General features: G+C 64.4%; 15 protein-coding genes. 9 read left to right on the plus strand and 6 right to left on the minus strand.

Annotation, left to right across the window (positions count from 1 at the left end; translation table 11 throughout):
* Nucleotides 1-27: 27 nt before the first annotated feature.
* Nucleotides 28-327 (minus strand): accessory factor UbiK family protein, encoded by a 300-nt coding sequence (locus BXY53_RS00955; RefSeq protein ID WP_119060092.1) that lies wholly within the window; start codon nt 325-327, stop codon nt 28-30.
* Nucleotides 328-514: 187 nt separating this feature from the next.
* On the opposite strand from BXY53_RS00955, the gene lgt reads away from it, so the two are divergent.
* From lgt to BXY53_RS00995, 8 genes are all read left to right on the plus strand, one after another.
* Nucleotides 515-1,375: a prolipoprotein diacylglyceryl transferase gene (gene lgt, locus BXY53_RS00960; RefSeq protein WP_245410311.1), complete on the plus strand. Its 861-nt coding sequence runs from the start codon at nt 515-517 to the stop codon at nt 1,373-1,375.
* Nucleotides 1,376-1,405: 30 nt separating this feature from the next.
* Complete coding sequence (locus BXY53_RS00965; protein ID WP_119060093.1) at nt 1,406-2,197, plus strand: FRG domain-containing protein; 792 nt, start codon at nt 1,406-1,408, stop codon at nt 2,195-2,197.
* 16 nt (nt 2,198-2,213) lie between these two features.
* A complete protein-coding gene (locus BXY53_RS00970; protein ID WP_245410312.1) occupies nt 2,214-3,335 on the plus strand; it encodes a class I SAM-dependent methyltransferase in 1,122 nt (373 codons plus the stop codon).
* Nucleotides 3,332-4,096 (plus strand): peptidoglycan editing factor PgeF, encoded by a 765-nt coding sequence (gene pgeF, locus BXY53_RS00975; RefSeq protein ID WP_119060095.1) that lies wholly within the window; start codon nt 3,332-3,334, stop codon nt 4,094-4,096. The genes BXY53_RS00970 and pgeF overlap by 4 nt, the downstream gene beginning before the upstream one ends.
* A gap of 192 nt (nt 4,097-4,288) precedes the next feature.
* Nucleotides 4,289-5,266: a hypothetical protein gene (locus BXY53_RS00980; RefSeq protein WP_119060096.1), complete on the plus strand. Its 978-nt coding sequence runs from the start codon at nt 4,289-4,291 to the stop codon at nt 5,264-5,266.
* 175 nt (nt 5,267-5,441) lie between these two features.
* Nucleotides 5,442-6,374, plus strand: coding sequence for a ribose-phosphate pyrophosphokinase (locus tag BXY53_RS00985; RefSeq protein WP_119060097.1), 933 nt, complete (start codon nt 5,442-5,444; stop codon nt 6,372-6,374).
* Complete coding sequence (locus tag BXY53_RS00990) at nt 6,374-6,817, plus strand: cupin domain-containing protein (protein ID WP_119060098.1); 444 nt, start codon at nt 6,374-6,376, stop codon at nt 6,815-6,817. The genes BXY53_RS00985 and BXY53_RS00990 overlap by 1 nt, the downstream gene beginning before the upstream one ends.
* A 63-nt stretch (nt 6,818-6,880) precedes the next feature.
* Complete coding sequence (locus BXY53_RS00995) at nt 6,881-7,528, plus strand: SOUL family heme-binding protein (protein WP_119060099.1); 648 nt, start codon at nt 6,881-6,883, stop codon at nt 7,526-7,528.
* Between the two features lie 27 nt (nt 7,529-7,555).
* Here BXY53_RS00995 and BXY53_RS01000 read toward each other — a convergent pair whose 3' ends face one another.
* From BXY53_RS01000 to BXY53_RS01015, 5 genes are all read right to left on the minus strand, one after another.
* Nucleotides 7,556-8,332, minus strand: a complete 777-nt coding sequence (locus tag BXY53_RS01000; RefSeq protein WP_119060100.1) for a LamB/YcsF family protein — start codon at nt 8,330-8,332, stop codon at nt 7,556-7,558.
* A 33-nt stretch (nt 8,333-8,365) separates the two neighbouring features.
* On the minus strand, nt 8,366-9,787 hold the full coding sequence (locus BXY53_RS01005) for a hypothetical protein (protein ID WP_210209110.1): 1,422 nt from the start codon (nt 9,785-9,787) through the stop codon (nt 8,366-8,368).
* A gap of 186 nt (nt 9,788-9,973) precedes the next feature.
* Nucleotides 9,974-10,273: a hypothetical protein gene (locus BXY53_RS14195; protein ID WP_210209111.1), complete on the minus strand. Its 300-nt coding sequence runs from the start codon at nt 10,271-10,273 to the stop codon at nt 9,974-9,976.
* Nucleotides 10,274-10,396: 123 nt separating this feature from the next.
* Nucleotides 10,397-10,936 carry a GNAT family N-acetyltransferase gene (locus BXY53_RS01010; RefSeq protein ID WP_119060101.1) on the minus strand — a complete coding sequence of 180 codons (540 nt, stop codon included), beginning with the start codon at nt 10,934-10,936 and terminating at the stop codon, nt 10,397-10,399.
* A 59-nt stretch (nt 10,937-10,995) separates the two neighbouring features.
* Complete coding sequence (locus tag BXY53_RS01015; protein WP_119060102.1) at nt 10,996-12,435, minus strand: cryptochrome/photolyase family protein; 1,440 nt, start codon at nt 12,433-12,435, stop codon at nt 10,996-10,998.
* A 244-nt stretch (nt 12,436-12,679) separates the two neighbouring features.
* Here BXY53_RS01015 and BXY53_RS01020 point away from each other — a divergent pair, with 244 nt between their 5' ends.
* Nucleotides 12,680-13,609: an N-formylglutamate amidohydrolase gene (locus BXY53_RS01020; RefSeq protein ID WP_245410313.1), complete on the plus strand. Its 930-nt coding sequence runs from the start codon at nt 12,680-12,682 to the stop codon at nt 13,607-13,609.
* Nucleotides 13,610-13,628: the final 19 nt, after the last annotated feature.

Raw genomic sequence — 13,628 nt, forward strand, 5'->3', positions numbered from 1 at the left:
GCGGCCGTATCCGGCCTCCCCGAAACGCTAAACGGTCGGTCCCGTGCCGCCCGGCTCCTCGCCCGGCATCTCCGGCGGCAGATTGAGCGCAGCTTCCAGCCGGGCAATGCGCGCCTTGAGCACCTCGTTTTCCTCGCGTGCTTTCTGCGCCATCTCGCGCACGGCCTCGAATTCTTCCCGCTGCACCAGATCAAGCTCGCGAATCGCGCGCTCCATCTGCGCCCGGGCAAGTGTCTCGAACTCCTGCCGCGCACTTTGCGCCGCGCCGGCCGCATCCGTCATCAGCTTGGCGAAGTCGTCGAACAACTTGTTGGTCGTCTGCGTCATGGTTCCATCCTTTTGGGCGGCGCTGTCACCGCGCTGTCATCAGCGCGACGTATTGCTTTGACTATGGAACCGGGACCGTACCGGATCAACCCCGGCGCCGAGAGCCGCGCTTCCGGATAAGGTGTTCAAATTCGGGCCGAAAGGCTCTACAAAGCACCGCGACATCCGCTTACAAGCCGTTATTGTGATGACCGAGACGCCGATGCAGCTCATGGCCCTGCCTTTCCCGACGATCGACCCGGTAGCGATCGGGATCGGCCCCGTGGAAATTCGCTGGTACGGGCTGGCTTACCTCGCCGGGCTTATCATCGGTTGGCTCTACATGCGGGCGCTCGCCCGCAACACCGCGATCTGGGGCGGGCAGTCGCCGATCCGTCCTGACAAGGTGGACGACTTCCTTATCTGGGGCACGATCGGCGTGATCGTCGGTGGTCGGCTTGGCTTCGTGTTGTTCTACGAGCCGGGCTATTTCCTTCAGCATCCGCTGGAGATCTTCGCCGTCTGGGGCGGCGGCATGGCGTTTCACGGCGGGCTGCTGGGCGTCGGGGTGGCGACCTATATTTTCGCGCGGCGGAATAACATTCCGGTCCTCTCGGTGATGGACCTTGCCGCGGCCGCGACGCCGTTCGGCCTGTTCTTTGGGCGCATCGCCAACTTCATCAATGGCGAGATTTATGGGCGCCTGACGGATGTGCCCTGGGCTGTGGAATTTCCCGCGCGCGTCCTGGCCGAGGGTCACGCAGTCGGGCCACGCCATCCAACGCAGATCTACGAAGCGATCCTCGAAGGCATCGTCCTGTTCGTCGCGCTACGGTATCTGACGCACGGGCGCGGCGCCCTCAAGCGCCCGGGCGTCGTGGTGGGCGCCTTCCTGATGATTTACGGCGCGGCACGCATCTTCGTGGAATTCTTTAAGGAATGGGACTACGGCCAGTTCTTCACGACGGCCTACTGGTCCACCGGCATGGTCTATTCACTTCCGATGATCGCGCTGGGGCTTTATCTTTATGCGCGTGCACAGCGCAAGACATGGCTGGCCACGCAGTAGCATGGGAAGCGACGCGGAAAAGGCCGCTCAATGGCACCTCCGATCATCCACACCGTCAGCGAATTCATCGAGCTGACTTTCTCCACCGAGTTCAGTGTGGGACTGGAGGATGCACCCGTGCGGCCGTGGTACCTTGGCCAGGCGTCGGAAGATGACAGCATCCTGCCGCCGCTTTACCGCAGCAATATCGATCCGGCGCTGGAGCGTGAGTTGCTGCGGGAGTTCCGGTTGCGCGCGGCGGAGTTCATCCCGCCCGGCGGCATTCCGGACGAGATGTGGCCGATCCTCGGGCACCAGCAGGGCCTGCCCACTCGCATTCAGGAGTGGTACGGGAACCCGTTGGTGGCGCTGTTCCTTGCTGTTGAGAGCATGTCGGCGAGCAATGGGCAGGTCTGGGTATTCAATCCCTGGTATTTCAACGAGTCCGCTGCGCGGCTGGCGATGATCCCCATGACCAACAGCCCGCTGTTCCGGGACGAATATTGCCTCAAGCTCGACGACCCGAACGCGTCGCCGGTCCCCGCTGCGGAAGCGCCGATGTGCTTCAAGCCTTATCGCAATATCCGGCCGCAGAGTCAGATGGACTCCTATTTCGTCGTGCATGGCCACTCCAACGTGCCGCTGGACGAGTTCCGCCTGTTCCTGCGCCGGCCGGAAACCTATCTGAAGAAGATCATCATCGCGGGCGAGAGCAAGAAGCACCTGCGCAAGGAGCTTCACCTGCTGGGCGTAAACCATGCCACCCTGATGCCCGGTGGCGGATCGGTCGCTAAGGCGGTGGCCTACGCCATGTCCCGCGACTTCCTGGAAACCGATATTTGAACTGGCCGCTGAAGCCGTGACCCCGCAATCCGCGACTGCCGCAACCGAGCCGACACCGCTGGCCCGCAAGCTGATGGCGCGGATCGCGGCCGACGGACCCATTCCGGTCAGCGCATACATGGACGCCTGCCTGAATGACCCCGAGCACGGCTATTACCGTACGGCGCAGCCGCTCGGGCGGAGCGGCGATTTCATCACCGCGCCGGAAATCAGCCAGGTGTTCGGCGAGTTGCTCGGGCTTTGGGCCGCGTCGGTGTGGCAGGCGATGGGTGCGCCGAAGCCGGTCGCGCTGATTGAGCTTGGGCCAGGCCGGGGCACGCTCGCCGCGGATGCCCTGCGTGCGGCGAAGGCGCTGCCGGCATTCCAGGAGGCACTGTCGCTGCACCTGGTCGAAACATCGCCCGTTCTGCAATCGGAGCAGGCGCGCCTGTTGGGAACCGGCATTACAACCTGGCACGACACGATCAACGACGTACCCGACGGACCGGCGATCATTTTTGCGAACGAGTTCCTCGATGCGTTGCCCGTGCGGCAGCTTGTCTGGCGCGACGGCGAATGGCGCGAGCGGTGCGTTGCTCATGACCCCGATCAGGGCTTTCTTTTCTGCGAAGGCAGCCTTGCCGAACTGTCCACAGCTGAGCAGAACCTGCTTCCATGCGATCCGGCGGACGGCGACATCGCCGAGCTTCGCTCGGACGCGACGGGCTTGCTTGCCGCAATCAGGGCGCGCGGTGACGCCCAGCCGCAGGCGGCGCTGTTCATCGACTACGGTCATGGCGAGGCGGCTGCCGGGGACACCCTTCAGGCCGTCTCCGGCCATCGCTACGCGGGTGTGTTCGACGCCCCCGGCCAGCACGACCTTACCGCACATGTCGATTTCCGCGCGCTCGCAAAGCAGGCGGACATGGCAGGGCTGGGCGCCTTCGGCCCGATGGCTCAGGGCCGTTTTCTCCTGCAACTCGGCCTTGAAGCACGCTGCCAGACCCTTCTGCGCGCGGGAACTCCGGCACAACAGCAAAGCATCATGTCCGGCGCGCGCCGGCTCGTGGACCCGACGCAAATGGGCGAGTTGTTCAAGGTGATGGCGGTCACGGCCGGCCTGAGTGAGGCGCCGCCACCCTTCGGAGAGCAGCAATGATCGAAGCGGACCTGTTGAAAGCCCTGCCTGGCATTCGCCACGGCTTCTTCACGCGCGAAGGCGGCGTCTCCAGCGGCATCTATGCTTCCCGCAACTGCGGTTTGGGCTCGGGTGACGCCCGCACCGCCGTGCTGGAAAACCGCGCGCGCACGGCTGCCGACCTGGGCGTCGAGCCCGAGCGGCTCATAACGCCCCGACAGGCTCACACGCCGACCGTTGCCGTCACGCGCGAGCCTTGGCCGGCCGATAAGCCGCCGGAAGCCGACGCGATCGTGACGCGCGAACCTGGCCTCGCCGTGGGTGTCCTCGCGGCAGACTGCGCGCCGGTGCTATTCGCTGATGCCGAGGCAAGCGTTGTCGGCGCGGCCCATGCCGGGTGGCGTGGTGCGCTTGGCGGCGTGCTCGAAGCGACGATCCGGGAAATGGAAGCTCTCGGCGCGCGGCGGGAGCACATCCACGCCGCCATTGGCCCGACGATATCGGCGGAGGTCTACGAGGTCGGCGAGGACTTCAAGGCGTCCTTCCTGACGCAGGCGCCTGACAACGAGGCGCTGTTCCATATCCCGTCCGGCGGCGCGCGACCGCATTTCGACTTGCCGGCTTATGCGCGCGCCCGTCTCAAAGCCGTCGGCCTTCGCCATGTTACCGATCTCGCCCTCTGCACGTTTCAAAACGAATCACTTTTCTTCAGCTATCGGCGCGCTCAAGCCCGTCAGCAACCCGACTATGGGCGCCAAATTTCCGCCATCCTTGTTTTATGATGTGGAAAACCTCGGGTTGGTGTGCGTTTTCGCGGCCAGATTTGTTGATCCGCACATCCAACACGTGAGGGGCATATAGACGCGGACCTTGATAGCCGTTAACGCTTGAATCGTCTCGGACCATATGCAGTGCGCGTCTTAACCTGGTCGCAGAGGCCGGGACGAAAGCTATCAAGGCAAAGGGAGCATCACGTGACGCGCGTGAACGCAACCACGGCATCCTCGGCAGCGAAACGCGCTGCGCCAGTTTTCCTGACGGCTCTGCTGGCAATGGTCCTGGCAGGCTGCTCGACTTCCAATCAGACAGCGCAAGCGCCCGCTGAAATCGCGCCAGCCCAAACCACGAAGAAAGTTGCTTCTGTCTCGCTCGCGCCGGTAGCCGCACCTGGCAGCGTGTCCAACAAGATGGGCAAGATGCTGGAGACGGCAGCGAAAGAGAAGAAAATTCCCGTCAAGGGCGACGGCGCGGATTACACGGTGCGCGGGTACCTTGTTGCCTCGCCGGAATCCGAAGGCACCAAGGTTTCCTATATTTGGGACGTCACGGATAAGAGCGGGAAGCGCGCGCATCGCTTCTCCGGCGAGGAGATGGTGGAGAAGCGTGTGAGCGGCGATCCGTGGGCCGCGGTCGATGACAAGGCCATGCGGAAGATCGCCGCGACCACGGCGGATCGCCTGCGGCAGTGGCTCCCGAAGAAAGAAGTGCCGGCCACGCAGGTCGCAACGACGGGAAGCGTCAACGCGACCTCGACGACCGGCCAGCCGAACCAGGAGCGCAGCCAGCTTGCCAGCGCGCAGAGCCCCTCCTCGGAAATCCTCGTCGTTGTGCCGAAAGTCACGGGCGCCCCAGGGGACGGCAATTCGGCACTGCCAGCGGCGATGCGGCGTGAGCTGCAATCCCGGGGCTTGAAGCTGGTCCAGTCGAAAAAGCCCAACGCGTACACGGTGCGCGGCACGGTTGAGCTTGGCGAAGCCGAGAGCGGTAAGCAGCCCATCACGATCCGCTGGCTCGTGCTTGGACCAGATGGCAAGCCGCTGAAGAATGCGGTGGTCCAGCGCAACAAGATCCAGGAAGGTTCGCTTGACGGCTCCTGGGGCCGGGTGGCGGACATTGCCGCGGGCGAAGCTGCCAAGGCGGTCGCCAAAATTCTGCCTGACCCGACAAGCTGAGCAGTGCGCGCGCGGGCAGACCTTGCGGCGCGCGGAGCCCTCCCCAATATTCGAGGCACATAAGCAAGGCCCGCCGCGCCAGCTTTACATCTCCCCATCCGGCTGATAGAAGCCGTGGCCTAACGCATATGCGCCAGAATTTTTCGGCGCGGCCCTTTTTCGGAGTTCCGCCCCGATGAAGCTCGTTTCGGGCAACAGCAATCGGCCCCTTGCCGAAGCGATCGCCGCCTATCTGAACACCCCGCTGACCCAGGCCTCGGTCAAGCGCTTCGCCGACATGGAAATCTATGTCGAGATCGAGGAGAACGTCCGCGGCGAGGACACCTTCGTCATCCAGTCCACGTCATTCCCTGCGAATGACAACCTTATGGAATTGCTGATCCTGATCGACGCGCTGCGCCGCGCCTCGGCCAGCCGGATCACGGCGGTCATCCCATATTACGGTTATGCCCGTCAGGACCGGAAGGTGACACCGCGTACGCCGATCTCGGCCAAGCTTGTGGCGAACATGGTCGTCAACGCCGGTGCCGACCGCGTGCTCACTCTCGATCTCCACGCCGGCCAGATCCAGGGCTTCTTCGACATCCCGACCGACAACCTGTTCGCCGCGCCGGTGATGGTGCGGGACATCATGGAGCGCTTCAACGGCACGGACATCACGGTCGTCTCGCCGGACGTGGGCGGCGTGGTGCGCGCGCGGGGTCTCGCAAAGCGGATCGATGCGCCGCTGGCGATCATTGACAAGCGTCGTGATCGTCCTGGCGACAGCGAAGTGATGAATGTGATCGGGGATGTGAAGGACCGCACCTGCATCATCGTCGACGACATCGTGGACAGTGGCGGAACCCTCTGCAACGGCGCTGCGGCACTGCTGGAGCAAGGCGGCCGCGAGGTCTACGCGTACATCACCCACGGCGTCCTCGCGGGAGGAGCAGTGGCGCGCATCACCGCTTCATGCCTCAAGAAGCTTGTCATCACCGACTCGATACTGCCGACTGAAGCCGTGCGGGTAGCGGAAAACATCGAAGTGCTCTCCATCGCGCCGCTCATCGGCGAGGCGATCGCCCGCACGGCGAACGAAGAGTCGGTTTCGAGCCTGTTCGACTGATGGCGGGCGGCTCCACCGTCACAGCCGAGAAGATCATCGCGGCGCTTAACCTGCAGCCTCACCCCGAAGGCGGCCATTTCCGCGAAACATTCCGCGACGAAACCGGTAATGGCGGGCGCGCCCTGTCAACGGCGATCTATTATCTGCTGCGGTCGGGCGAGATCTCGCGCTGGCATCGGGTAGATGCGACCGAGATCTGGCACTGGTATGCCGGCGCGCCGCTCGAACTCTCGCAGGCCCCGGTCGGTGGAGCGCCTAGCGCGCAAATTCTGGGCAACCGGGTAACGGCCGACGAACGGCCACAGATTGTCGTGCCAGCCGGCGTCTGGCAGTCGGCGCGGAGCCTGGGCGACTGGACCTTGGTCGGCTGCACCGTCGCGCCGGGTTTTGAATTTGCAGGCTTCGAGTTGGCCCCGGAGGACTGGACTCCCGGCGGCGCATAAAGGAACCGCAGCCGGCCTCAAAGCGTAGTGTGCAAAGGCGGATTGTAACAGACCGGCTGTGTGATGAGCGGGAAGAGAGTGCTCTGGATCATCGGCGGCGCGATCGTGGCGGTCATCGTTGTCGCCATCGGCGCCTGGATCATCGTGACACAAAACATCGAGACGCCCGACTACGAAAGCGTCGTCCAAGACGGCAGCTTCGAGATCCGCGACTACCCTGAAATGATCGTCGCCGAGGTTCGCCGCACCGGCACGCGCGACAAGGCAGTCCGCGAGGCGTTCGAGCCGCTGGCCGACTACATATTCGCACGCGAGCGCGGCGGGGACAGCATCTCGATGACCGCACCGGTCACGCAGGAGCCAACGGATAAAATCGCCATGACCGCGCCGGTCACCCAGACGCAACGGGAGGGCGAATGGGTTGTGCGCTTCATCATGCCGGCAAAATATTCAATGGACGAGTTGCCGGCACCGGGCAGCGACGTGACGCTTGAGAGGATCCCGCCCGAGCGCCGCGCGGCAATCCGCTTCAGTGGAAGCTGGGATACCGAGCTGTTCAGCCGCAAGACCGAAGAGTTGCGCAAATGGCTGGCAGAGCGCGGCGTCGAGCCGACCGGCCCGCCCACCTATGCCTATTACAATGATCCGTTCACGCCGGGCTTCCTGCGCCGGAACGAGGTGCTTTTCGACATCCCGCCTGACGCGTCGTGAGCGTTGATGTTTCGGCTCGGGGGCCCGTCAGGCCGCAGCCGCCCGTGAGAACGGCTGCACAGCATAGCTCGCCTGCTCCAGCGCCCCGCGCACCCTCTGCGCAATCGCCAGCGCGTCGGGCGTATCGCTGTGAATGCAGACGCTGTCGATATCCGTCGGCAGACTCCTGCCGGATTCGGTGATCAGCGCGCCCTCTTCGAGCATGGCGATGACCCGCTCGGCAATGAAATCGGGGTCGGTCAACATCGCGCCAACTGTGCCACGCGGCATCAGGTGGCCCTCCTCATCATAGGCCCGGTCCGCGAAGACCTCGCGCGCGACGCGCAGCCCGGCCTTCTCGCCAACCCGCTCGATCTCGGTGCCCGCAATCGCCAGCAACCAGGCCTCCGGCGCGACGGCCTGCGCAGCCCGCACCACGGCGCCTGCGATGTCCGCATCGCGGGCGGCGAGGTTGGCAAGCGCTCCGTGCGCCTTGATGTGATCGATGTGCGCGCCCACCAGCGCAGCGCAAGCGGCCAGCCCGCCGATCTGATAAGCGATCATGCGCTCGATCTCCCGCGTGCTCATGGCGATCACGCGCCGGCCGAAGCCCTGCTTGTCGTCATAGCCGGGGTGCGCGCCGACGCCCAAACCGCGCGCCTGCGCTTCGGTAACGGTCGCCACAATCGTATCCGGATCGCCGGCGTGACCCCCGCAGGCGATGTTGACCGAGCTTACGCAGTCCATGATCGCGTTGTCATCGGTCAGCCGCCAAGGACCGAAACTCTCACCGATGTCCGCGTTCAGGTCGATGCGCTTGGTCATGAGGCTCGTGCCCGCCGCGCCCCGCGTGGCCCGTCAACTCTCCGGTTTACGATCGATCAGACCGGACACCTCGCCGCTCAGCCTGCCACGGTTCTCTTCTCGCCGCGTGTAACCGGCCTCACCCTGCTCTCCAGACTGCTCTTCGCTGGGGTCCTTTTCAAGGGTGGCCTCGTTGAGCAGGACAAGCAGCGGCGTGAGGCCTTCGGTGTCCACGAGCCGGTATATTTCCACGTCACGCTTTGCTTCCTCGCTCCAGCCGGCAATGTCGAGCGCGCGTTCGGCCTTGGATAGCAAGCCGTGATTGCGCATCGGCCGAGGCATGTCCTTCGGCGCTTCGGCCTGCAAATCCTCTCGCGTCTCCCGCCGGCGATCCCGATAGAGGCTGAGATCGCTGAAGCTGTCGCGCTCCTCCTCCTCTCCGAATTGCTTCAACTGCTCCGGCGTCAGAGCGATGATCAGGTTGAGGTCATCCAGTACACCGGCGAGCTGGTTCATCGCCAGAGCGCGACGCTCCTCCTTTTGGTCGTCCTGACAGCTGTAGAGATTCGGGATGACGAAATAGGATGTATCGCGGTGATGGACGAAGTGCTGACGCACCCATTCCAGATCGGCGTCCGGCGCCCGGGCAATGGCGGTTTCCAGCGCCGCGCTGATTTGGCGGACCACCGAAGAGGTCGGCATGTGGAGCCGCGCCTGCGTCCGCGCCAGCGCGTCGCGCCGCGTTGGGGGCGTGGCCGGGGGGTTCAGGACCATGAGTGCGAACAGGCCGAGGTCTACGCCGATTGCGGCCAGCAGCGCGATGAGGTCGCGCCCGGTGATGCCGCCGCCCGGTGCGAGCGGCGCACCGTCTTCCGGCAACTGAAAGCCCGAACCGACGAAATCGATCAGCCCGGATAAATACGCGCCGATGTTGGTCCACAGCAGCCGTATCGCATTGGCAACGCCAGCCGGTCCTTCCGTGAACTCGGCGGTGCGGAGGTCGAGGACCACAGGCTCGTCCGCCTGATCAGCCGCTTGTCGCAACCGATCGGCGAGCGTCGGGTCATAACAGGAAAAGCCCGCCTTGCCCGGCGGAATCGAAACGACATTGGCGAGCGCGCGCATCTCCGCAGCGTAGGACGCGCCCAATTCGTTGCTGCGTGCGGCGATACTCCGGGCGCGGCTGCGGATTTCCTGCGCGCGTTGCTCAAAGGCACGCTGGCGTTCGGCGTAGGTCTCACCGGACAGGTCGGTCGCGCTCTGGCGCAACTCCGTGATGTCTTGCTGGACCGGCGAGATCCATGATTGCGCGATGCTTTCCCGAAGGGAGGCGACCGAATCGCGCACCCCTTCACGCGCCGCATAAAGCGGGCCGCGCCCCGCGCCAGACGGCCGCCCGCAGCTTCCCCCAGCCGTCGCCTCGCGCTCCATCTGCGTCTCGGACCATGACACGACGCTGTCGAGTTGCGCCTGCACGGCTTCAATCCGCGCGGAGACCGACGTGGCAGCGGCACGCGCATCCTCCTGCAGCGCGGCGAGACTGGTCCGCGTGGCCTCCGTCCCGGCGATCAGGCTCCACCAGAAGCCGTAGCCGAAGCCGACCGACCACAGCAGCAGGAAGATATACAGCGGGAAGGTGATGAGCCGCTCGCTCCAGCGACGTTAGCGACGTTGCGCGCCGAAGGTCTCGCGCAGCGCCAGCCACATCAGGAAGGTGAGTGTGATGACGACGAGCGTGATCAGCACCTCGTTCGTGACGGACAGCACGCCAATATCGCGGGCCTGCTCGGGGGCCCCCTCGGCCTGCACGCCGACGATGAAGTCGGTCATGCCGACCCAGGTCGCATAGCCGGAGATGATAAGGAGCAAGAGGGAGGCAATGCCGATCAGCGCGTTGCGTCCGAAAAGATAATCGACCACCCGCCCCCAGGCGGTATAAACGGTCGCCCGTCCGTCGGTCATCGTTCTGCTCCCCCATCGCCGGCGGCACGCGGCCCGTGGCCGCAGCATGCCTCGTCAAGTTTTGGCACACTGCGGCAGGAATAGGAAGAATTTGACGCGAATCTACTGGCTCGGCAGAGGGGTCTAGGGCAGCCAGAGGGCGGCGCGGCGCCAAGGCGCGGGGACCTCAAGAGCGCCTTCCAATTCGGTTTCACTCAGGCGGAGGGACTGCCACCCTGTGCGCCATTCTTCAGGCAGGGGATAGGGCGGGGTGACATGCGTTTCGGGCGCGAAGCCGGCGCGGCTGTAGTAGCCCGGATCACCGAGAACAAAGACGCGGCTCACACTGGCCCGCTCCAGCCGATCCAGACCCTGATGGGTCAGCGCTGTGCCTATGCCCCTGCGTTGCCAGTCGGGTGCGACCGCCAGCGGTCCGAGCAGCGCGACCTTGTCCGCTTGTCCCGTGACTCGGCAAGATGTGAAGATCACATGGCCGACGACGGTAGAGAGGACGGTGGCCACCAGCGAGAGCACCCCGGAACCATCCTGGAGCAGCGCCCTTACCAGTGGGAGCAAATCCTCCTCCGGAAAGGCCTCACGGTAGATTCTGGCCAGCGTCTGGAAATCATCCGGCGTGCCTTCTCGGATATCGAGGTGACGCAGACGTTGGTCGCTGTCGGCCATGTCATTCTCCTCGACAGCAAGACAAGCATTTGCGCGCCTAGCCGGGAGCGGCGCAAGCACTAGTTACCGCGTTTTATCTGCTGGAAAGCTGCAAGCGCGCGCTTGCGGGCCTTGCCGTGATCGACGATCGGCTCCGGATAGGTTTCGCCGAGGTGCACGCCGGCATCGCGAAGGATTTTGGACGGCGCCTCCCACGGTGCGTGGATATGCTTGGCCGGCATTCCAGCCAGTTCCGGCACGTACTCGCGGACATAGGCGCCTTCAGGATCGAACCGTTCGGCCTGCTTCACCGGATTGAAGATGCGGAAATATGGGGCGGCATCGGCGCCTGAGCCGGCGGCCCACTGCCATCCGGCCGAATTGCTGGCGAGGTCGGCGTCCACCAGCGTGTCCCAGAACCATTCCTCGCCGCGCTGCCAAGGGATCAGCAGGTCCTTGATCAGAAATGAAGCGGTGATCATCCGACAACGGTTGTGCATCCAGCCGATTTCGTAGAGCTGGCGCATGGCCGCATCCACGATCGGATAGCCGGTACGGCCGCACTGCCACGCGCGGAGCGCTTGCTCGTTTTCGTCCCAGGGGAACTCCCGGAACTCCTCGCGCCAGGAGGTGTCAGGCAACGCCGGCCAATGAAACAGAAGGTGATAGGAAAACTCGCGCCAGACGACCTCGCTGAGGAAGGATTCGATACCCTTTTGGGCGCTGCCTTCGGCGTGCGGCTTTGCGCCGTGCCAGATCTGGCGGGGGCTGATCTCTCCCCAGGTCAGATGCGGCGACATGCGTGAGGTGCCGTCGATGTCGGGCCGGTCCCGCATCTCGTCATAGTCTGCCGCTGCTTCGTCGAGAAACCACGCCAGTCGGTCTCGCGCGCCCGCCTCGCCCGGCGTCCAAGTCGCGCGCAGGCCGCCGGCCCAATCCGGCTTGGTCGGCTCCAGCGCCCAGCTTTCCAGCGTATCACTTTCCGGCCATGCCACCGGCGCGGGCAGCGTGTCCAGCGCGGACAACGGCTCGGACGGGTCGCCGCGCGCGAGGAGCGCCTTGTAGAACGGCGTGAAGACCTTGTAGGGCGAACCCTCCTGCGTCGAGATGGTCTCCGGCTCAAACAGGATGCGCCCGCCGAAGCGTTTGACCGCGATGCCCGCCTTCTCCAGCGCGCCGCGGGCGTCCTCCTGTGCACGAATCAGGTCCGGCTCATAAGCGCGCGACCAATAAACCGCCGCCGCGCCCGTCTCCTGAGCCAGCGCGGCCAGGATCGCAGCCGGATCGCCGCGCCGCAGGATCAGCCTCGACCCCTTCTCCTTCAGATCGCGTGCCAGCGACCGCAGGCTCCGAGCGAGCCACCACTTGCTCGCCCCGCCCAGCGGCCAGCGCACCGTGTCCTGGTCCTGAAGAATGAACAAGGGGATCACCGGCCCGTTGCGCGCCGCCGCCTGGAGCGCCGGATGGTCGCGCAGCCGAAGATCGCGGGTAAACCAGAGGATTATAGGTCCATTAGCCATTGTGTGCTGACATCCATCGGCTGCTGACGCCTCAGGCGACCGGCAGCCGCTCCAAAGGCCATCTTGCGCGCGCTTTCGCGCATCCTATACTGACGTGAAGACCCGTTGGTTCGGCTACGCCCTTGGCGGGGAGGAGGATCATGATGCCAATCAAACAACCCGCCCAGCCGATCCATTACGGCAATGCCCCGGCGTCTCCAGCGCGCCTTCCATCAAACTTTCGGTGTGTCCTGATACCATGCTGATGTCCCGTTTCATGACACCCGCGCGCTGGCTCGAACGCGAGATTCACTGCATCCACACGGAACTGGACCCGCCTTTCGCGGTCGAGCAGCCGGCGGCGCTGGTCACGCCCTTCATCTTCAATTCGCCTCATAGCGGGCGCATCTATCCCTCCATTTTCATAAAGACAGCGCAGCTCAGCCCGCAGGCGCTGCGGATGTCGGAAGACCTGTTCATCGACAAGCTGTTCGCCCCCGTCATTGACAAGGGCGCGACCCTGATGAGCGCGTGCTTTCCCCGCGCGTATCTTGACCTGAACCGCCAGCCTTATGAGCTGGATCCTGCGCTATTCGCCGAAAAGCTGCCCGACTACGCCAACTCAAGTTCACTGCGAGTCATTGGCGGGCTGGGCACCATCCCGCGACTCGTCAACGAGAACGAGGAGATTTACGCCGCACCGCTGCCGCTGAGCGTGGGTTTGGCGCGCGTCGAGCGGCTGTATCAGCCCTATCACGATACGCTGAGCCGTCTGATCGAGGACACCCGAAACAGCTTCGGCCGTGCTTTCCTGATCGACTGCCACTCCATGCCGTCGCATCTCGGCGAAGCCCCCGGCGCGCCCCCCTATGACATCGTGCTGGGCGATCGCTTCGGCGGCTCCTGCTCGCGCGATCTGGTCGATTTTGCCGCTACCACGTTCAGCATGATGGGCTATCACGTAGGCCTGAACAAACCCTATGCCGGCGGACACATAACGGAATTTTACGGTCGGCCGGCAGACTGTATCCACGCGCTGCAGATCGAGATCAACCGCGGCCTGTATGTCTGCGAAAAGACCTTTGAAATCAAACCCGGTTTTGCCAAGCTGAAAGAGGATATCGCGGAACTGGCTGAAAGGCTCATAACCCGCTTTTCCCCCGGCGCGCAGTCACTGCGCACGGCCGCGGAATAACTCGCTGCGCCTGCCGGAC

Origin of the sequence: Dichotomicrobium thermohalophilum (genome assembly GCF_003550175.1) — a bacterium.
GTDB lineage: Bacteria > Pseudomonadota > Alphaproteobacteria > Rhizobiales > Rhodomicrobiaceae > Dichotomicrobium > Dichotomicrobium thermohalophilum.